The sequence below is a fragment of the Vibrio sp. McD22-P3 genome (assembly GCF_021568915.1).
Classification (GTDB): Bacteria; Pseudomonadota; Gammaproteobacteria; order Enterobacterales; family Vibrionaceae; genus Vibrio; species Vibrio mediterranei.
Map to the genome: position 1 here is coordinate 40,400 of NZ_JAKGTN010000012.1, position 20,912 is coordinate 61,311.

15 protein-coding genes are annotated in these 20,912 nt (G+C 43.5%); 11 read left to right on the plus strand and 4 right to left on the minus strand.

Translation table 11 applies throughout. From position 1 onward, the window contains the following. Nucleotides 1–4: 4 nt before the first annotated feature. Nucleotides 5–775 carry an ABC transporter substrate-binding protein gene (locus tag L2W36_RS15150; protein ID WP_031494603.1) on the minus strand — a complete coding sequence of 257 codons (771 nt, stop codon included), beginning with the start codon at nt 773–775 and terminating at the stop codon, nt 5–7. Nucleotides 776–866: 91 nt separating this feature from the next. Continuing rightward, nucleotides 867–1,637: an ABC transporter ATP-binding protein gene (locus L2W36_RS15155; RefSeq protein WP_006075027.1), complete on the minus strand. Its 771-nt coding sequence runs from the start codon at nt 1,635–1,637 to the stop codon at nt 867–869. An 889-nt stretch (nt 1,638–2,526) separates the two neighbouring features. Here L2W36_RS15155 and L2W36_RS15160 point away from each other — a divergent pair. From L2W36_RS15160 to L2W36_RS15170, 3 genes are all read left to right on the plus strand, one after another. Continuing rightward, nucleotides 2,527–4,074, plus strand: a complete 1,548-nt coding sequence (locus tag L2W36_RS15160; protein ID WP_031494604.1) for a DUF3360 family protein — start codon at nt 2,527–2,529, stop codon at nt 4,072–4,074. A gap of 259 nt (nt 4,075–4,333) precedes the next feature. Next, nucleotides 4,334–6,610, plus strand: coding sequence for a formate C-acetyltransferase (pflB, locus tag L2W36_RS15165; RefSeq protein ID WP_124940904.1), 2,277 nt, complete (start codon nt 4,334–4,336; stop codon nt 6,608–6,610). Nucleotides 6,611–6,869: 259 nt separating this feature from the next. Next, nucleotides 6,870–7,850, plus strand: coding sequence for a lipid A deacylase LpxR family protein (locus tag L2W36_RS15170; protein ID WP_006074145.1), 981 nt, complete (start codon nt 6,870–6,872; stop codon nt 7,848–7,850). 62 nt (nt 7,851–7,912) lie between these two features. Here L2W36_RS15170 and L2W36_RS15175 read toward each other — a convergent pair whose 3' ends face one another. Continuing rightward, nucleotides 7,913–9,793, minus strand: a complete 1,881-nt coding sequence (locus L2W36_RS15175) for a methyl-accepting chemotaxis protein (RefSeq protein WP_236110473.1) — start codon at nt 9,791–9,793, stop codon at nt 7,913–7,915. Between the two features lie 275 nt (nt 9,794–10,068). Here L2W36_RS15175 and pflA point away from each other — a divergent pair, with 275 nt between their 5' ends. The 6 genes from pflA (at nt 10,069) to L2W36_RS15205 (ending at nt 17,108) form a co-directional block, all read left to right on the plus strand. Further along, nucleotides 10,069–10,809: a pyruvate formate lyase 1-activating protein gene (pflA, locus tag L2W36_RS15180; protein WP_006074139.1), complete on the plus strand. Its 741-nt coding sequence runs from the start codon at nt 10,069–10,071 to the stop codon at nt 10,807–10,809. Nucleotides 10,810–10,980: 171 nt separating this feature from the next. Next, nucleotides 10,981–11,481, plus strand: coding sequence for a YfbU family protein (locus L2W36_RS15185; RefSeq protein ID WP_006074138.1), 501 nt, complete (start codon nt 10,981–10,983; stop codon nt 11,479–11,481). 287 nt (nt 11,482–11,768) lie between these two features. Then, the gene (locus L2W36_RS15190) at nt 11,769–13,703 is read left to right on the plus strand and encodes a PrkA family serine protein kinase (protein ID WP_006074135.1); all 1,935 of its coding nucleotides are present in this window, start codon (nt 11,769–11,771) and stop codon (nt 13,701–13,703) included. Nucleotides 13,704–13,779: 76 nt separating this feature from the next. Beyond that, on the plus strand, nt 13,780–15,051 hold the full coding sequence (locus L2W36_RS15195) for a YeaH/YhbH family protein (RefSeq protein ID WP_006074131.1): 1,272 nt from the start codon (nt 13,780–13,782) through the stop codon (nt 15,049–15,051). A gap of 12 nt (nt 15,052–15,063) precedes the next feature. After that, nucleotides 15,064–16,596 (plus strand): SpoVR family protein, encoded by a 1,533-nt coding sequence (locus L2W36_RS15200; RefSeq protein WP_236110475.1) that lies wholly within the window; start codon nt 15,064–15,066, stop codon nt 16,594–16,596. A 110-nt stretch (nt 16,597–16,706) separates the two neighbouring features. Further along, nucleotides 16,707–17,108: a hypothetical protein gene (locus L2W36_RS15205; protein ID WP_006074128.1), complete on the plus strand. Its 402-nt coding sequence runs from the start codon at nt 16,707–16,709 to the stop codon at nt 17,106–17,108. Here the strand turns inward: L2W36_RS15205 and L2W36_RS15210 are convergent. Next, complete coding sequence (locus tag L2W36_RS15210; protein WP_236110477.1) at nt 17,105–18,250, minus strand: glycosyltransferase; 1,146 nt, start codon at nt 18,248–18,250, stop codon at nt 17,105–17,107. The two genes, L2W36_RS15205 and L2W36_RS15210, sit on opposite strands and share 4 nt — an antisense overlap. Before the next feature lie 264 nt (nt 18,251–18,514). On the opposite strand from L2W36_RS15210, the gene L2W36_RS15215 reads away from it, so the two are divergent. Beyond that, nucleotides 18,515–19,453: a glycosyltransferase family 2 protein gene (locus L2W36_RS15215; protein ID WP_062460304.1), complete on the plus strand. Its 939-nt coding sequence runs from the start codon at nt 18,515–18,517 to the stop codon at nt 19,451–19,453. Then, entirely contained in the window at nt 19,450–20,883 is a 1,434-nt protein-coding gene (locus L2W36_RS15220) for a lipopolysaccharide biosynthesis protein (RefSeq protein ID WP_236110479.1), read from the plus strand. Before L2W36_RS15215 ends, L2W36_RS15220 begins: the two co-directional genes overlap by 4 nt. Nucleotides 20,884–20,912 lie beyond the last annotated feature (29 nt).

Here is a 20,912-nt window from a genome sequence, read left to right on the forward strand (position 1 = left end):
GTGATTAGTCGCCGTATACATCGTAGTTGAAGTATTTAGCTGCAATCTCTTGATACTTACCTTTCTCACGTAGAGATTTGATAGCCGCATCAAGTTGCTTAGTTAGGTCTTTGTCTTGTTTACGAACCGCGATACCCATACCTTCACCAAACCACTTAGGATCTGTCAAAGAAGGGCCAACGAACTCGTACGCGTCACCGCCATCTTTATTGATTACACCTTCTTCAAGTGCTGATGCATCGCCAAGAACAGCAACGATACGACCGTTTGCTAGATCTAAGTATGCTTCATCGAAAGAGCCGTAACGAACGATTTCCACTTGGTCACCGTAGTTATCTGTTAGGTACTTGTCGTGCGTAGTTGCACGCTGTACACCAATTTTCGCACCATTTAGGTTATCAAAGTCCAAGCCAGCGCCTTTCTTAGCGATAAACTTGTTAGGGATTTGTGCGTATTTACCAGTAAAGTCAACTTTCTTCTTACGCTCTTCCGTGATAGACATTGCTGCGATAATTGCGTCATATTTACGCGCCAAAAGTGAAGGAATGATGCCATCCCAATCTTGAGGAACGATCACACACTTCGCCTTAAGCTCTTCACATAATGCGTTTGCCATATCAACGTCAAAACCTTTTAGTGAACCGTCAGCTTCAGTCCAGCTAAATGGAGGGTAAGCACCTTCAATACCGAAGCGCACAGTTTTCCATTCCTTAGCTTGTGCTACTCCAGTTGCTGCTGTTGCAGCAAGTGCTGCTACCATTAACCACTTTTTCATTTCCATACTCCTGTGATTGAGATTTTTGTTATTAATGTTGTGTTTGTTTGATTGTTCTCGGAACCTAGGTTCCGACATGCCACCCTCTATATTAGTAGATGGATGAGATAAATTGTTGTAAACGTTCAGATTCAGGGTTAGTGAACAGTTTGGCAGGATCACCCTGCTCTTCAACTAGACCTTGGTGTAAGAACATCACATGATTTGAAACGTCACGGGCAAACGCCATCTCGTGAGTCACTACCAACATGGTGCGACCTTCTTCCGCGAGATCTTGCATTACACCCAGAACTTCACCTACCAGTTCTGGGTCCAAAGCAGACGTTGGCTCATCGAAAAGCATAACTTCAGGTTCAACTGCCAGTGCGCGAGCGATAGCAGCACGCTGCTGCTGACCACCAGAAAGGTGCCCTGGGTAATAATCTTTACGCTCATACAAGCCTACTTTTTTAAGAAGCAGTTCTGCATTTTCAATAGCTTGAGCTTTCGGCACGCCCAGAACATGAACGGGTGCTTCAATAATATTTTCCAGCACCGTCATATGAGACCACAAGTTGAAACCTTGAAATACCATAGCCAAGCGAGAACGGATTCGCTGAACTTGTTTTTCATTGGCAGGAAGAGACTCACCCGAACGATTGCGCTTCATTTCGATTAACTCACCGTTAACCCAAATTTCACCCTCTGTGGGTGTTTCAAGAAGGTTGATACAACGAAGAAATGTACTTTTTCCAGAACCAGATGAGCCAATAATCGAGATGACATCACCTTTGTGTGCAGAAAGGGAAATCCCCTTTAAAACTTCATTTTGACCAAAGGTCTTGTGCAGTTCTTTTATGTCCAGCGCTGGTACATCATTCATGCGCTTGTGCTCCCTGTATATTATTGACTGCTATGCCTATTATTAGAGGCGAAAGGTACTCCGACCTTTTATTCGTTCGATACAAGCTAGCACTACAATGTACAGTTTGCAACAAACTATTAACCTGTTTTTATTCTTAACACAGCGATTGTATCTGACGATTTATGCAATTTAAAGAGTTTATAACTTATAATTGTGAATAATCTTTACTGAATGCTGCACATTTAGTCATTGGTGATTTTTTATTCTCTATGTGGATTTATTGCACAAATGTTACACAAAACAATCATAATTTAGCCCTTATCTCTGCCATACATCAAAATGTCGGAATATAAGCCTGCCTGATGACGCATTAGCTAAGATAATGAGCTAGTTGAGTGTTTTGATAGTTAGATCAAAATACTGAGCACAAGCACTGGTATTGATTACTCTTGGCTTACTTCGCCCTCCACAGCCCCTAATGGTTGTTTTATAAGCAAACCCACTTCGTCAACATCTGAGTTTCGTCACCACAATCAAATAAACTTCGTCAATCTCACTGCCGACTCCGTTAACTGGGGGAGCAGCCAATACTTATTGATAAAAATGATGTTGTTCATAAAATTTTCATATTGAAAGTCGCTTACGCTCACTGTTAATAAAGTGCGCTGATTCAAACAACTGTTGTAGTTTTCTTTCACATTTTTTCTTAAAGTGATCAAGATCAATCAAGGTCTTAGTGTTGCTTGTTAGACTCGGCTCCATTGATATAGCACGAATTATTCACCCCATTTTTAGGAATCTCGTCTATTCTTAGCACGTCGTTAACGTGCAGCAGCCTAGCCAAGTCGGTGTGAACCAGTTCGTTTATCAAGCCAAACGACTAACTTTTTATATATATGAGGAATCTATGTCAGACGCAGTTAACAAAGCGCATTCTGATTCGGATATCGAGACTAAGAGCTATCAAGAGCTTCACCGTCCGGCATCTGAGTTTGCCAGCCGCTCTGAATACCTAGACCACGAACTTCAAATCATGAAACCGCGCCGCTTTGGTTTAAACCTACCAGGCCGTGACTTCCGCTTTGAACTAGAAGATTTAGTACCTGCTCTTGCTGGTACCATCGGCATTATTGCAATGTACTCTGCAGTAATGATGTCATGGGCTGACGGTCTAACCGCTGCTTGGGATCACGTAAACCTTGGGAAAGAGTTTGCGATCGAAGTTGCACGTGTAGAAATGCTAATCCCAGCACTTCTTTTCTGTGTTCTTGCATCAGGTTTCATCAACCCAAGAGCTAACCTTGCTGGTAACCACGGTCCGATGATCCCACTTATCGGTTCTATCGCGCTTGCTGGTGCTCACCCTCTTGCTCTTGCAATCCTTCTTGGTGTGTTCGGCCTATTGCTAAGTTACTTCAAAGGTGGCTCAAAGCTTGTAAACCTCACCTCCCAAGGCACGGCGGGGGGCTTATTAATCTTCCTCGGCTTCACCGGTACGATGAGCCAAATCGGTTCCATTCAAGAATGGGCAGTAGGTCTGCAATCTGCGAGTGTTGAAGCAGGCAGCATGGGTTATGTTGGCTTGGTCGTACTGGGCATCAACATCGCTGTGTACGCCTACCTCGCTAAGATCAACATGCGTTGGCTTGCTATTCCGGTTTGTGCAGTTACGGGTCTTCTACTAGCCCTTGGTCTAGGTGCTGGTTTCGACTTAACGTTCGAAACTGAAATGGGTCTTCCTAACCTAAATCCAGTTTACTGGTGGGGCAGTACAGAAGAAGGTTGGATGCTAGGTCTTCCAAACCTACAACACTTTATTGCTTCTCTACCATTTGCGATTCTAGCGGTTGCGATGTGGTCACCTGACTTCCTTGGTCACCGTATTTTCCAAGAACTTAACTACCCACGTAAGACTGAAAAAGTACTCATGGATGTAGATGACACAATGACTATGTGTTCTATCCGTCAAATGGTAGGTACTGCGGTTGGTGGTGGTAACATCACTTCTTCTTGGGGTACTTACATGATCCCAGCTGCGATCGCTAAGCGTCCAATTCCAGCAGGTGCGATTCTACTTGGTTCTCTATGTATCATTGTTGCTATTCTTGGTTTCCCAATGGACGTAGCAGTATGGCCTCCAGTAATGCGCGTTGCGCTACTAGTGGGTGTATTCCTTCCTCTACTTGAAGCTGGTATGCAGATGGTAAAAGAGACTAAGGATTCACAAGCGGCAGGTATCTGTATCTTTGCATCAGTCGTTGCTAACCCAGTGTTGGCATGGGCGCTAACCATGTTCCTAGATAATAATGGTCTAATTGGTGACAAAGAACGTGCTTCTCGTCTATCTTTTGTAGATAAGATTGTCATCCCTGTGGGTGTGTTCGTTATCTGCTTAGTAGCGATGCTAGCTGTAGGTATGCTAGAAGGTCAGTACGGCATTCCAGCTTTCCTATAATATCTAGTTGATTATTTGGGCAGTGACATTCACTGCCCATATTTTTATCAAACTTTTTTAACTTTTATTGATTTAGTTTAAGTTTTACAAATTATTTTTAGTGTAAGCTTGATTTTAACGTAGGGAATGACAATATCTATATCCATACTAACCCTAAGTGGTTATAGATATTTTTATTCAAGTGTACTGGTTCATCCTCCGGTGAGCATGCGTAAAAGCGTACAGTACGTGTTTTTTCTACTAAAAAGGTAGGTATGTCATGGCAGAGCAATTTGCTAAAGCTTGGGAAGGTTTTGCTGCAGGTGAGTGGCAAAACGAAGTTAACGTTCGTGATTTCATCCAAAAGAACTACACTCCATACGAGGGTGACGAGTCTTTCCTAGTTTCTGAAGGTACTGAAGCAACTAACAAGCTTTGGGCTAAGGTAATGGAAGGTATCAAACTAGAAAACTCAACTCACGCACCAGTTGATTTTGATACTTCAGTTATCTCTACCATCACTGCTCACGATGCAGGTTACATCGAAAAAGATCTTGAAACTATCGTAGGTCTTCAAACTGAAGCGCCGCTTAAGCGTGCAATCATCCCTAACGGTGGTATCCGTATGGTTGAAGGTTCATGCAAAGCGTACAACCGCGAACTAGACCCACAAGTTAAGAAAATCTTCACTGAATATCGTAAAACTCACAACGCTGGTGTTTTCGATATCTACACTCCAGACATCATGAAATGCCGTAAGTCAGGCGTTCTAACTGGTCTTCCAGATGCATACGGTCGTGGTCGTATCATCGGTGATTACCGTCGTGTGGCTCTTTACGGTATTGACCGTCTAATGCAAGACAAGCTAGCTCAATTCGCTTCTCTACAAGAGCGTTTCGAGAACGGCGAAGATCTTCAAATGACTATGCAGCTTCGCGAAGAAATCGCAGAGCAACACCGTGCACTTGGCCAAATGAAAGTTATGGCTGAGAAATACGGTTGCGACATCTCTCGCCCAGCTGAAACAGCTCAAGAAGCTATTCAGTGGACTTACTTCGGCTACCTAGCTGCTGTTAAGTCTCAAAACGGTGCTGCAATGTCTCTAGGTCGTACTTCTACTTTCCTAGATATCTACATTGAGCGTGACATCGCTGAAGGTAAGATTACTGAAGTTGAAGCTCAGGAAATGATTGACCACTTCGTAATGAAGCTACGTATGGTTCGTTTCCTACGTACTCCTGAGTACGATGATCTGTTCTCTGGTGACCCAATCTGGGCTACTGAGTCTATGGGTGGTATGGGTCTTGACGGTCGTACGCTTGTTACGCGTTCAAACTTCCGTTTCCTAAACTCTCTATACACTATGGGTCCTTCTCCAGAGCCAAACATCACTGTACTTTGGTCTGAACAGCTACCTGAAGGCTTCAAGAAGTTCTGTGCAAAAGTATCTATCGATACTTCTTCTATCCAGTACGAGAACGATGACCTAATGCGTCCAGACTTCGAGTCTGATGACTATGCAATCGCATGTTGTGTATCTCCAATGGTTATTGGTAAGCACATGCAATTCTTCGGCGCTCGTGCGAACCTAGCTAAGACTCTTCTATACGTTATCAACGGCGGTGTGGACGAGAAGCTTAAGATTCAAGTTGGCCCAGAAATGCCTAAGATCACTGACGAAGTTCTAGACTTCGACGATGTATGGGGCAAACTAGACCACTTCATGGATTGGCTAGCTAAGCAGTACGTAACTGCACTAAACAGCATCCACTTCATGCACGACAAGTACAGCTACGAAGCTGCACTAATGGCTCTACACGACCGTGACGTTCGTCGTACTATGGCTTGTGGTATCGCTGGTCTTTCTGTTGCTGCTGACTCTCTAGCTGCTATCAAGTACGCTAAAGTTAAGCCAGTACGTGACGAAGACGGTGTTGCAATCGACTTCGAAATCGAAGGCGACTATCCTAAGTTCGGTAACAACGATGCTCGCGTAGATGACATTGCTTGTGAACTAGTAGAAGTATTCATGAACAAGATCCGTTCACTGAAAACTTACCGCGACGCTGTGCCTACTCAGTCTATCCTAACTATCACTTCTAACGTGGTATATGGTAAGAAAACTGGTAACACTCCAGATGGTCGTCGCGCAGGCGCTCCTTTCGCACCAGGTGCTAACCCAATGCACGGCCGTGACGAGAAAGGTGCTGTAGCTTCACTTACTTCTGTAGGTAAACTACCGTTTGCACACGCTAAAGATGGTATCTCTTATACTTTCTCTATCGTTCCAAACGCTCTAGGTAAAGAAGAAGACAGCCAACGCGCTAACCTTGCTGGTCTGATGGATGGTTACTTCCACCACGAAGCTGGCATTGAGGGTGGTCAACACCTGAACGTGAACGTTCTTAACCGTGAAACTCTAGAAGACGCTGTTAAGCACCCTGAGAAATACCCTCAGCTAACAATCCGTGTATCTGGTTACGCTGTTCGCTTCAACTCTCTAACTGCAGAGCAACAAGCTGACGTAATCGCACGTACGTTCACTGAATCTCTATAATCTGAGATTATACTGATTGAGATAAAAACCTCGCTTCGGCGAGGTTTTTTTTATTTCTATCTATTTTTAATTTCTGCCTAATTTTGATTCCTATCTACAAAAAAGTACTTAGTTCTCACTGGTTAAGGATTGTTTACAATTTCGCTACGATAGAGATACTTTTTCATCTATAGATCACTGACTAACCTTTTTCTTTCGTGTCACACTCAACTTAATAATAAAACATCTCTACTAGCCGTATTTGAAGAGAGTGACACATATGAAAGCAGCCGCCATTTTACCTTTGATTTTTGTCAGCAGTGTTGTCTTAGCCTCTGAGCGCTCTACCGTCTCATTTTCACTCGATAATGACGGTATCTTTGGCACAGACGAAGACTATACCAACGGTATTTTTCTTTCTTATACCAGCAGCGCCATCACCCCTTGGGCTTTATTCAAACCGCTTAGTCTGTCTTATTGGGGAAGCGCTTCTCTTGATAAGTTTGAATTTCAGCTTGGACATAAGATGTGGACCCCTTCGGATATTGAAGCCACTGTACCTCTGGCTAATGACCGCCCCTATGCAGGTTATTTCCATGGCGAATTGAATTACATTAGTTTGCACCCTCAACAGGCACAGCGTTTCAATCTCACGTTAGGTAGCACTGGTGAAGGGTCATTTGCCGATAAAGCGCAGCAGTTGGTGCACTCGATTGTGGGTTCAGCAGACCCAAAAGGCTGGGAATATCAGATTGAGGATCAAGTCGCAGGCAGTATTGGTTACTTAACCCATCTAAATTGGAAACGCGAGCCACTTTTTGGCAATACCGGATGGGAAGTCTCAAACGTCACCGAAGCAAACCTAGGGAATTTTAGAAGTGATGTTTCCACAGGGATGATGTTTCGCTTTGGTTCAGAACTTGGAGGTAACTTCGGTTCTGCAAACATCAGTACAGAAAACCCGTTTAAGGCCGGGATGATCGGCGCCTCTAATAAAGGCTGGTTTACTTATTTTGGCTTAAAAGCTCGCTACCGATTTAATGATCTTACTATTCAAGGAGAGAGACCCGGAATACCAGAGCCAAGTGATGCTTACGACGTCACTTTACAGCCGTGGCAAGGTGAGGCAGTTCTTGGTGTGACGTGGTATAACGCCTATGTTGGTATTAGTGCCTTTGCCGGTTCTAAGTCCGCAGAATATAAAGAAGCGTCAAAGTCTATCTATGGCAATGGAGGAATTTCGCTTTTTGCTTTCTTCTAAAATGAAATAGGCACCTTCCTAGGTGCCTATTTCATCGACATATTCCTTTACCGTAGCGTTTATTATACCGTCTTAAATCTCTCACATTCTTGATAGAGCTCCGTAGAACGCTTATCTACCCCATCACTGGTTTCTTTCAAACTCTGACTACTCGCCTCAAGTTCACCCATAGAGTCACTGATTTGCGCCATGTTGCTGGCCATCGATTGCGAAGTTGTCGCAAGTTCCTTAACAGAGGCAAAAATCACTTCAGTTTGAGAACTAGCTTCTTGTGCCTTATTCATGATCTCTTCAAGTGCGGTTTTCGCTTGATTCCCTTGCTCTCGACCAGACTGCATGGAACTGTCAGATTGAGCAATAAACTGAATAACTTGCGTGCTTTCCTGTTTCATTGTGTCTATCGTACCAGAGATTTCCTCTACCGCTTGTACTGTCCTTACTGCGAGACTTCGCACTTCATCTGCCACCACAGCAAAACCTCGACCTTGCTCTCCTGCCCTCGCCGCTTCAATCGCGGCATTCAGTGCCAATAAGTTGGTTTGCTCAGCAATACCATTAATGATTTCCATCACTGAGTCTATCTTTTGGGAAGCTTGCTCCAGCTGTTCGATATGGGTAGCGGCTTCTTCCAGAATAGTGCCAACTTGTTCAAAAGCAGCGATGGTATCTACAATAACTTCACCACCCGCTTGCGCAGACTCTGCTGAGGTTTTACTAATGGTTGCCACATACTCTAAAGAACCAGAAATTTCTTGTGTGGTAACACTCACCTCTTCAGTCGCAGACGCCAATAACTGCGTTTGTTCAATAACTTGACTTTGGTGCTGTCTTAGTTGATTGATTCCGCTGTCTAGCTCACCAGAACTGTTCGATAGTTGCTGACTGTTGGTTTTCACACCGTCAACCAAAGTCCCTAAGTTTTCGCAACTCACATTGATGGCTTGCTTAAGTTGGTTGAACTCATCACGATGATTGTTACTCACGGCAAGACGCGTCGAAAGATCACCTTGTTCTACTAGTTTAAGTGCCGACAGTGTTTGCTTTAACGAGCGAGCCAGAGAGACATTTAATGTGAGGAAGATAGCTGTAGTAAATAGCGCTAATAAAGCACAAGCTATACCGACGGAAGCCTTAGTCATGCTCGATACATCGGCGGCTTGATTACCTAGTGAAAGTGCTTGTTGATTCAGTGCTAGAGCGGCTTTATCAAAGGCCTCTAAAGTAATCGCCTGAGCTTGGTCTAACTTCTTCTCTAAACCAACTAAAGTACCTGACAGCTCAACCACTCGCGCGAAGCCGAGTTCCAATGCTTTGACTTCATTCTCATAAAGCTCCAACATGGCATAGGTATTTGATGCATTAACAAATCCTGCAAGAGCTCGCTTAAAGCCTTTTTCGTTTTCTTCGTTGGGCTGAATTAAGTATTCCTGCAAACTGGTCACTACTTTCTGAAAATCTGAAGTCAGCGTCACCATACCTGTTTCTTTGATAGCGGCATCGATCTTGGCGTTATTCTGCTGTAGCTGCTGTAGCAATCCGTCATTCACGGAGAAACCCAACTCTGATTTGATGGTCAGCCAAGGGCTCAAATTAAAGATAAACGACTCTAACGTATTGGAAACATTATCACTCTCAGTAGTCAAACCGGCTTGCTTTAAGAACGCTAGGTCTTGCTCCGCACTGGTTTCCAATCGGTCCATGCTATCTTCAAACGCATCCATGCCACCAGCTACTAATGTGGTTCGTCGATTAACGGTATCCATCAGCAACACTTGAGTAGAGGATAAATGCGCACTGGCTCGCTCCATGTCACTACTACTGGTAAATTTCTCGCTTAAACTGGAAAGTGAGTTAAAAATAAAAAACACCAAAATGATGAACCCAGACCAAAGAGTGAGCATCGAAAAGACAGTTTTTTGTTTTTGTGATAAGGCTACTTCCATGTATTTCCCCTTGTGACGATAAGCATGTCGGTCTCCTGACCGATATTATCTGCAACAGACGCAACCAGTTGATACTGGTTTAAAGTAAGCAAACTAGCAATCTATGTACCATGTATTAATAATATAATTAACAACGCTATAACATTATTTCACTATGGGCAACAGAAGTCGGTTTTTGATCGATACAGACTATGAATGGGGTACCACTTTTCCTGTCGTAGGGGGCCATTTTGTAATAAAATGACGCGTAAAAATAAGTAAGTAGAGAAGAGCATATGTCAACAACTGGTCGCATTCACTCATTCGAATCCTGCGGTACGGTCGATGGACCTGGGATCCGTTTTATTGTCTTTCTTCAAGGCTGTCTCATGCGTTGTATGTATTGCCACAACCGTGATACTTGGGATACTCATGGCGGCAAAGAAGTGTCCGTCGACGAGTTGATTGCCGAGGCAAAATCCTACCGTCACTTTATGAATGCATCTGGTGGTGGTATTACTTGTTCAGGCGGTGAGGCCATGCTCCAACCTGAGTTTGTCCGTGACTTCTTTCGCGCCGCTCAAGCGGAAGGCATTCATACCTGCTTGGACACTAACGGCTACATCCGTAAGCATACTGATGTTATCGACGAAGTTTTGGATGCTACCGACTTAGTGATGCTCGATATAAAGCACATGAAAGATGAAATTCATCAGGACTTCATCGGTGTATCTAATCGCCGCACATTAGATTTCGCTCGTTATCTACACAAAATTGGCCAAAAGACATGGATTCGCTATGTTGTCGTCCCTGGTTATACGGACGATCCAGAAGCGGCTCACATGCTTGGCGAGTTTATTAAGGATATGGACAACATCGAAAAAGTCGAACTGTTGCCATACCACAAGTTAGGCGCACATAAGTGGGAAGCGCTCGGTTTTGAGTACCCTCTTGAAGGGACACAGCCGCCGACCAAAGAAGTCATGGATAACATCCAAAATATTCTTCTGCAATATACTGATACCGTCAAATACTAACAGTAGATTCGGAAATCTTTTGACACGAAAAAAACGCGCTAGAAAGCGCGTTTTTTTGTAATAAATACGTGTTGAGATCATGTTACACAATATCGAGAAGCTGATAACCTGTCGGTATAGCGAATTCATTCGTAAACTTATAATGATGACTTTTTAGTGAGGCTTTTCACCATGGAAATGACAAATGCTCAACGTCTAATCCTATCTAATCAATATTACCTAATGGCTAAGCTAACGCCGGAAAATGCAGAAAAGTACAAGCGCCTACAAACAATTGTAGAGCGTGGCTATGAACTGCAAATGCGTGAAATGAACAAAGAGTATGGCTGTTTAGTTGAAGACGAGTGTCGTGAAGTAATCGACATCATGGAAATGTACCACGCAATGCAAGAATCCAATAAGATGCTTTCAGATGAAGAGCGTAACGATGTAGACCAGCGTCGCTTGCAGTTCTTAGGGTTTGATATCGCAGCTGAAGCACAATTGGTTAATTATGTTCGATTTCTAATCGATTCTGAAGGGCTTTACCCACAATTCGACAAAGGCGATCATCACTTCAATAGCCATGTGCCTATGCTTGAGAAATATCGTCGTATGTTAGTGACATGGCGAAATTGCCCACGTCAATACCACTTATCAGCAGCAGAATTCAGACAGATTTTTAACGCTTAACTTTAACGCGTTAAAACAATCAGTTATCAAAAAGACCTCTTCCTCCCAAGGCAGAGGGCTTTTTTTGAGCAACTTTTCTTACTCTCAACCGGTCTAATCTAATAATCGGGACTCACGTATAAAAGTTGAGACTGGGGGATAATCACCAGACTAAATTGAGGAAGTTTTGTAAATAAATGCATAATTGATAAGCATAAATCTGAAAACCCTACTAGTCTTAAAAATGACATGGAGTCGCATTGTATATCTGTCAATGGTCAGCTTTGCAGGTTTAAGGGGAATCAGCTATGAGTATTTTCGATCATTATCAAGCGCGCTACGAAGCCGCAAAAGATGAAGAATTGTCTATCAAGGAATTCTTATCTCTATGTAAAGACGACAAGAGTGCTTACGCCAATGCAGCAGAACGTCTTTTACTCGCAATCGGTGAACCTGAGGTTATTGATACCGCTCAGGATCCTCGCTTAAGTCGTATTTTTTCAAACCGCATTATTTCTCGCTACAAAACGTTCGAAGATTTCTACGGCATGGAAGATGCCATCGAACAGATTGTGTCTTATCTCAAGCATGCTGCTCAAGGTCTAGAAGAAAGAAAACAAATACTATACCTTCTAGGTCCAGTAGGTGGCGGTAAATCTTCGCTTGCAGAGAAGCTTAAAGCACTAATGCAAAAAATGCCGATTTATGTTCTATCTGCCAACGGCGAGCGCAGTCCGGTCAACGATCACCCGTTCTGTTTGTTCGATGTTTCAGAAGACGGCGACCTGCTGAAAAGCGAATATGGTATTGAGAAACGCTACTTACGCTCGATCATGTCACCTTGGGCAGCCAAGCGCTTGCACGAATTTGGTGGCGACATCACTAAGTTTAAGGTAGTTAAAGTCAGACCATCTATTTTAGACCAAGTCGCGATCGCTAAGACCGAACCGGGTGACGAGAACAACCAAGACATTTCCGCTCTAGTTGGTAAAGTTGACATTCGCCAACTTGAGCACTTCTCACAAGACGATCCAGATGCGTATAGCTATTCAGGTGCGTTGTGCCGCGCAAACCAAGGTTTGATGGAATTCGTGGAAATGTTCAAGGCACCAATTAAAGTCTTGCACCCACTCCTAACCGCAACACAAGAAGGTAACTACAACGGTACTGAAGGACTTTCAGCCTTGCCGTTCGATGGTATGATATTGGCGCACTCGAACGAATCAGAATGGCAAACCTTCCGTAATAACAAGAACAACGAAGCATTCTTGGACCGTGTCTATATCGTCAAAGTGCCATACTGCTTGCGCGTCTCTGAAGAAGTTAAAATTTACCAGAAACTTCTTGATCATAGTGAACTCTCAAAAGCACCTTGTTCACCAAGCACCCTAGAACTTCTAGGTCAATTCAGCGTACTATCGCGCCTAAAAGAGCCAGAAAATTCATCTCTGTTCTCGAAAATGCGCGTTTATGACGGTGAAACATTAAAAGACACCGATCCTAAAGCGAAGAGCTATCAAGAATACCGCGACTATGCCGGTGTCGATGAGGGCATGTCTGGCCTGTCTACTCGTTTCGCCTTTAAGATCCTGTCAAGAGTCTTCAACTTCGACCAATCTGAAGTTGCAGCAAACCCAGTGCACCTGTTCTATGTCATTGAGCAGCAAATTGAACGTGAACAGTTCCCTCAAGAAGTCGGCGAGAAGTATTTAGAATTCCTTAAAGGTTATCTAGTCCCTCGCTATGTGGAATTCATAGGTAAAGAAATTCAAACCGCTTACTTGGAGTCATATTCAGAGTACGGTCAAAATATCTTCGACCGATACGTCACCTATGCGGACTTCTGGATTCAAGACCAAGAGTATCGTGACCCGGAAACAGGTCAGCTATTCGACCGAGCTTCACTTAACGAAGAGCTAGAAAAAATCGAAAAAACCGCGGGTATTAGTAATCCTAAAGATTTCCGAAACGAGATCGTTAACTTTGTGCTTCGTGCTCGTGCTAATAACAATGGTTCAAACCCAGTTTGGACAAGTTACGAAAAACTTCGCACGGTTATTGAGAAGAAAATGTTCTCCAATACGGAAGAGCTACTACCTGTTATTTCATTTAATGCGAAAACATCATCCGAAGACCAACGTAAGCACGACGACTTTGTCAATCGTATGATGGAGAAAGGCTACACCGAGAAACAAGTACGATTGCTGTCTGAGTGGTACTTGAGAGTTCGTAAATCCTCATAAGTACACCTGACTGTTTATCTCAGCCCCGAGCGAAAGCTCGGTGGCTGTTTGGTGAGAGGAATACAGGGAGTAACTCATGGCACAATTTATCGATAGACGCTTGAACGGCAAGAACAAAAGTGCCGTTAACAGGCAGCGTTTCATACGCAGGCATAAACAGAAAATTAAAGAATCGGTTACCGATGCCGTCAATCGCCGCTCCATTACCAATACAGAGACTGGCGAGGATGTTTCGATTCCTGCAAAAGACCTTAGCGAACCAATTTTCCATCAAGGTCAAGGAGGCGTAAAAGAGCGCGTCCATCCTGGTAACGACCAATTCATCACCGGGGACAAAATTGAACGTCCACCAAAAGGCGGACAAGGTGGTGGTTCTGGTCAGGGGGAAGCTAGTCCTGACGGTGAAGGTGAAGACGAGTTCGTGTTTCAGATTTCTAAAGACGAATACCTTGATATTCTGTTTGAAGATCTCGCACTACCGAACCTCAAAAAGAATCAAATCAACAAAATCAAAGAATGGAAAACGCATCGTGCAGGTTATCAAACTGCTGGTATGCCATCTAACATTGCCATCGTTCGTTCCTTACAACAGTCGTTAGCGCGACGTACCGCGATGACAGCGGGCAAACGTCGTATGCTCGATGAACTATGTAAAGAACTTGATGACGTCCAAATGAGCGAGCCAGCTAAACCAATTGAGGAAAACCGACTCAAAGAAGAGATCGCTGAGCTTCGCAAAAAAATCGACAGCGTGCCTTTTATCGACACCTTCGATCTTCGTTTTAAAAACTATGAAAAACGTCCAGTTCCTTCAAGCCAAGCCGTAATGTTTTGTTTGATGGATGTATCTGGTTCAATGGACCAAGCAACCAAAGATATCGCTAAGCGCTTCTATGTGCTGCTGTATTTATTCTTAACACGCACCTATGAGAATGTTGAAGTGGTGTTTATTCGACATCATACTCAGGCGAAAGAGGTTGATGAGCACGAATTCTTCTATTCTCAAGAAACTGGTGGCACCATCGTTTCAAGTGCTCTCAAATTGATGAAGGAAATTGTAGAAGACCGTTATCCTCTCGGAGAGTGGAACATCTACGCAGCGCAAGCTTCAGATGGCGATAACTGGGCTGATGATTCGCCTCGTTGTCGCGAATTACTCGTCAATAAACTGTTACCAGCTTGCCAGTATTACTCTTACATCGAAATCACTCGTAGGACGCACCAAACACTGTGGCATGAATATGAAAAGTTAGAGAATGAATTCGACAACTTTGCAATGAAGAACATTCGTTCTGTTGAAGACATATTCCCAGTGTTTAGGGAGTTGTTTCAAAAAGAGACCGCATAGGGAGACGTGCATATGACGACAGATACTAAAGTTAAGTCAAAGGTACTTCCAGACGGTCCTGATTGGACTTTCGACATGTTGGAACGCTACCACAAAGAAATAAAGCGTGTCGCAGAGCATTACCGTCTCGACACCTACCCTAACCAAATCGAAGTTATTACGTCAGAACAGATGATGGATGCCTATTCGAGTATAGGGATGCCCATTAACTATAATCACTGGTCATTTGGTAAGAAGTTCATCCAGACAGAACAGGGGTATAAACATGGTCAAATGGGTTTGGCCTATGAAATCGTAATCAATTCCAACCCATGTATCGCGTATCTCATGGAGGAGAATTCAGTCACCATGCAGGCTCTGGTTATGGCTCATGCCTGTTACGGTCACAACTCCTTCTTTAAAGGCAACTATCTATTTCAAACATGGACGGACGCTAGTTCTATTATTGATTACCTGCTTTTCGCTAAGAAATACATTGCTGACTGCGAGCAAAAGTATGGTGAAGAGGAGGTAGAGCAAATTCTAGACTCGTGCCATGCCTTAATGAATTACGGTGTGGACCGTTATAAACGTCCAGAAAAAATCTCAATTGCAGAAGAGAAAATTCGCCAAGAGGAACGCGAAACCTATTTGCAATCACAGGTAAATGACTTATGGCGCACTGTGCCTAAAAATCGAACACCTGAAGAAGACCAAAAGGTACGCTTCCCTAGTGAGCCTCAGGAAAATATCCTCTACTTCATTGAAAAGAACGCGCCATTACTTGAACCGTGGCAACGTGAAATCGTCAGGATCGTGCGCAAAGTAAGTCAATATTTTTATCCACAAAAACAGACACAGGTAATGAATGAAGGTTGGGCAACCTTCTGGCATTACACAATTCTTAACCATTTGTATGATGAAGGTCTGGTATCTGACAAGTTTATACTCGAGTTCTTGCACAGCCACACCAGTGTCGTTGCTCAGCCCGCTTATAACAGCCCCTATTTTAGTGGCATAAACCCTTATGCTCTAGGTTTTGCAATGTTTAGGGATATTAAGCGCATCTGTGAAGAACCAACGGACGAGGACAGAGAATGGTTCCCAGAGTTGGCCGACAGCAATTGGCTGGATGCTATGCATTTTGCTATGCACAACTTCAAAGATGAGAGCTTTATTAGCCAATATTTATCTCCACATTTAATGCGTGAGTTTAAGTTTTTCTCCATTCTCGATGATGACCGAAAGAACTTCGTCGAAGTCTCAGCTATTCATGATGAAATGGGATATCGTCAGATACGTGAAAAACTCGCAGCGCAATACAACCTGAGTAATCTAGAGCCGAACATCCAAGTTTACAATGTAGATGTTCGAGGAGACCGCTCGCTTACGTTACAACATGTTCCACATAATCGCATCCCTCTAGATAAAGGTCATGACGAGGTCTTAAAGCACCTCTATCGACTTTGGGGGTTCGATGTGATTTTAGAAGAAGTGAAGGAGTCTGGACGAAGAGAAATTCTTGGTACTTGCCCTAAACGCGAACCTTATAATTCTACTATCTAACATTTACTGGTCGTGGGTTCCTACCTGCGACCAGATAATTTTTAGCACTCCCTTACCTTCAATGGTAAGCTTGGCACTGTCTCTTTATCTTTCGTTTCAACTCGTATCTTATGAACAAATTACTCCTAGCTTTTGGTGTGGTTTTACTTGCCATCATCGCAACCCTCTCATGGGTGTTTATACCTACCCACGAAACAATGGGCAAACAAACTCTCAGCGCCCCTTTGAGTGATGAGTTCAAGCTCGTCGCGCACCGAATTCATTCTACCGACCCCGATGCTGGTCCCAAATACGCCTACTTTGTCTTGTCTGACGCAACGCCAATAGATAACAGTGAGCCTTTTCTGGTCACTTCCGACCAATTCACAAAGTTAGAAAGCGTCAAAGAAAATGGATTCACCCTCACCGTAAATGGTCGCATCTACGAATATCATAATGATTTATGGATAGAGAAAACTAACGGACAACTGCATCGTTGGCACGTAAGCATCAACGCAAGGTACATTCGTTAAGCTGGATTCTCTATCCAACGAGACAACTTTCTGGCCTGTAACAGCGCGTTGAACTTTACTTGAACGCGCTCATGCGCCAATCGCCCCATCATCACTCTTTGGCTAAAGCTGAGCTGAGAAAACTCCACAATGCTCGCCCTGAGCGCTGTGACATCTTTTTCATGGACAACGAAGCCCGTCTCTGGAGTCACAATTTCTTTACACCCCATGATGTCTGTCGTGATTACGGGTGTGCCTACTGCCATTGCTTCCTTAAGGACGAGGGGGCCCGTATCTACATTACCCGTAGAGGCCATACAAAACGGCGCGACTAAGCAATCATAATTTGGCAGAGACTTTTTCACCCAATCGTGAGATTTTGCACCACAAAAGTTTACTCTATCGGATAAATCAAGCCGTTGTGCTTGATGCTTCAGCTCGGCTTCCAACTCTCCGGTACCAACAATATCAAGGAAAATGTTGAGCTTTTCGGCTACCGGAGCCATCGCTTCCAACAAGTGTTGAACACCTTTCTGCTCCACTAGGCGGCCTAAAAAGACAAGTGAGATTTCAGGGCGAGGCAATTTAGGCGAATACGTAAACTGCTCGGTTTTCACTCCACAGTGTAACAGTTTGATATTTTTGCCCGCCATGTCTTTAAAATCATCCAGCATGTCACGACAAACAGCGACTGCGAAGTCACAGGCGGCAAGTTTCTCTCCGACGTCGAAAGGAGACTCATAAACATCGTGTCCATGTGCAACAAAAGAGCTACTTATTCCGAGAAGCTTTGCTGCAACAATGGCGTGTGCCGTGGTGTGCTGGCAAAAGTGAGCGTGAACGTGCTCAACATCAAGTTCTGCGAGTTGAGTTGCTAATTTGGCGCCATAAACGAGCAACGAACGCTTAGGAAGTGAGCTCTGATTACGAACAAACTTCACCGCCGCTAGCAAATTTTTGTACTTAAACTGGACCAGTGCAGACAAACAGAAATTTTCACCGATTTTAATAACATCATAATCAAAAGTTGATTGCGTTTGTTCCAGTTCAAATGCAAACACGCAGACGGGGTGCCCACATGCTCTAATCGAATCTACTTCTGTTTGAATAAAAGTCTCACTCAACACCGGGTATGTAGGCGCAATGAACGCGGTTTTTTTCATTCTTCCGTCCCAAAAGCTAACTATGTCTTTTGTTCTAAGCAAGATACGCACCAAAGGCTTAAAGCTTGTTAAGCAACCATTTATCGCTTAGATAACGCTCTATTCGCATTTCGATAATCAATTTGCCTAATCTGACACTTGTTAGCCAACTGAAAACAATCAATTTGCGACAAATAGTCATAAATACATGTTTTAAAACAATATCGGTCTTGGCATGTATAGTGCTACTTGTCGTATACCGCTGCAGATAAGAGAGCTAAGGATATGGCTAAAATCTCGATCATCATTCCAACCTATAACTGCGTTGAGTACTTACCTAAAGCAGTTGAAAGTGTGTTCTCTCAAACACACCAGGACATTGAAGTTATTGTTGTCGATGACAATAGTACTGACAACACCTCAAGTTACCTTAACAGCATCAGTGATTCTCGAATGCAGATAATTACAACGTCAGGTCTTGGTGCTTCGGGTGCAAGAAACTTGGGAATTAACAGAGCTAGCGGAGACTATATTGCTTTTCTTGATGCTGACGACTATTGGATGCCTAATAAGTTAGAAAGGCAGCTCCACTTTCATCAATGCCACCCTGAGCTTGCAGGTACCTTTACTAACTACCAACACGTTACCGAACAGTACGAAGAGATAATTGATTGCTTTGGTTATTGGAATCAGTTTCAGTCTGACAGTCGTCAATATATCGTGATGAACGATGCCTTGGAGTTTGTCCTTCAAAATAACGTGATTGGTACTTCAACGGTAATGATTAAGGCTGAGATTTTTCGAGACATCGCACCCTTCGATTCTAATTTAGAATATGGAGAAGACCTCGATTTGTGGCTACGCATTTGCGAGCAACACCCATTCGGTGCGGTGAACTCTATTGAAGCAGGCTATGTCATGAGACAAGGTTCAACTACTCAAACAGACGATAATCGGTTGCGCAACTTAAAATCTTTAGAAGCTATCTTGCACAGGTACACATCTGCTCACCTTTATTGGAACATTTCCTCATCTGCTTTAAGAAGTTCAAAAGCACGCATTCTTGAAGGATACGCCGACTACCACCGTTGTCTTAACCAACCTTTATCGGCGATCTTACTTGGCCTACGCTCACTATCCTTGGCTCCAGAAAAACGACGTTTACGCAGTCTACTTGGAGACTGCAAAAGCATTATCCTTCTACCAAGTAGATCGGCATCATGAACTCACTAAAGCAATCCGCTTATTATGCTATCGGCATCTTGATGATGAAAGGGGTATCCCTCGTCATGATTCCCTATATCACGCATAAGTTGTCGCTCGCCGAGTATGGTTCACTTGAAGCTTTAGTGTTACTCGCTGATATCGGCACTATCCTATTCAGTTTTGGCATAGTCGATGCGATGTATCGATATATTGGTACCGCAAAAGGTACAGAGAAGCAGCAGCTTATTTCAAACTGCTTTACCTTAAGTATCATCGTTTGTGTCATTGGCGGTAGCCTCATTGGAATATCCCTCCCCTGGTTGATTCACGCTTTGCCTGTTACCTTCGAAAGCTACCAAATTGTGTTACTGCTCATTCCAACCATGATCGATGGTGCAATATCCATCCCGTTAACATTAATGCGTATGAATGCCATGGCGAAACGCTTCTGCATTCTTAATGTCATAAAAGCGCTTGTTCAAGCGATGATGACCTTTGTTCTTCTCGAAGCAGGGTTTGGTATCGATGGTGTATTAATATCAGCAGCCTGTTCTAGCTTGCTTTTGCTAATGTGCTTGCTCAAGTATCAATGGAGTCAAATGGAGAGTTTTGGTTATTTGGGCTCTTCTCGTCTTATTTTGAGTTTTGGTTTGCCTGTGCTCGTAGGAAGCGCATCAGTCTATATGATTAATGGACTTGATCGTTGGTTCCTTGCGAGTTTTGTTGGTGTGGAACAACTCGCTATCTATGCGGTCAGTGCTAAATTCGCACTAATACTTGGACTTGCTCTCCAACCCTACGCACTGTGGTGGTTTCCAAATCGAGTAGCGATACTAAACGGTGTTAATGGTAAACAAGAGTGTGCTGATAAGGCGGTTCTGGGGGTTAACATTGCAATCTTGCTTGCTACTATAATGATTCTAACCGCACCAAGCTTCGTTACTTTGATACTACCAACCACCTATCAATCCGCAAGCACACTTGTTGTTGCACTTCTTGTCATAGGAGTAATTAAAAACGCCGGAGATTATTTAAATTTGGGCTGTTACAGTGGTAATTCCAGTAAGGCACAAATGTGGATTCAAGGCATCTGTGCCACTATCGCGGTTATTGGGTATTTTGTGTTGGTACCTATTTGGGGATTACTGGGGGTTATTGCAGTGCTTACTATCGCTTATACAGCTCGACTTATTATGCTCTACAAGGCAAGTCAGTTTCTTGAGTTTCTACCTTATTGCCACATGGCTTTGCTCTCTGCCCTTACGATCTCAGCATTGGCAATTTCAACTCACTGGCTATTAACCGAGTCGATGAGTGCAGCTTTTCAATTCGCAGCAGGTATTATTTTCAGCATTCTCACTGTGGCTGGTTTTGCAAAGTTTTCAATAATCCCATTACCTCTCGACGTGCTTCGCAAGTTTAAATTGATTAGGCACTCAACTATTTAGAAAGCAGCAAAAGAAAAGCCAACAAGGTC